At 36.9% G+C, this 471-nt stretch carries 1 pseudogene; it reads right to left on the reverse strand.

The annotated features are described in order from the left end of the window. Positions 1–462: pseudogene (locus tag OEA66_RS20425) on the reverse strand (phage tail sheath family protein); the annotation flags it as partial. Between the last annotated feature and the right edge of the window lie 9 nt (positions 463–471).

Here is a 471-nt window from a genome sequence, read left to right on the forward strand (position 1 = left end):
CATTGTTCCTTTTCCGGTAAATGTTCTGATTGCGTTGATAGATTTACCAGCTGTTGGATCAACGTTAAGAATTTCCTGATCTTCATGAGAAATTTTTACTGTTGGTGCTACGACATAGTTTAGCCCAATATTAGCCGGTGCTTTAAATACTCCGGAAGTACTGTCTACTTTAGCGTAAACTCCCGCCATTGTTGAAGATGGAGCCAACACAACTTTGTTAGACTCAATTGCTGCTTTAGCCAGGTTGTATAATTCAGAATCTTTAGTTTTCCAATACTCTAGAGTTTGACCTGAAATCATAATAACTTTTGAATCATAGTTATAAGTTAAAACCGTTTCTAATTTTGGATAATAAGCAGCACCATATTTTAGACGCTCACCGCTAGGACCAGAACTAGGACCTGCAGTTCTGAATGTAGAAACATCTCCAAGAACATCCATAATAACAAATCTGTCTTTCATTAATTCTGC

The sequence above is a fragment of the Chryseobacterium luquanense genome (genome assembly GCF_026460945.1).
Classification (GTDB): Bacteria; Bacteroidota; Bacteroidia; order Flavobacteriales; family Weeksellaceae; genus Chryseobacterium; species Chryseobacterium luquanense.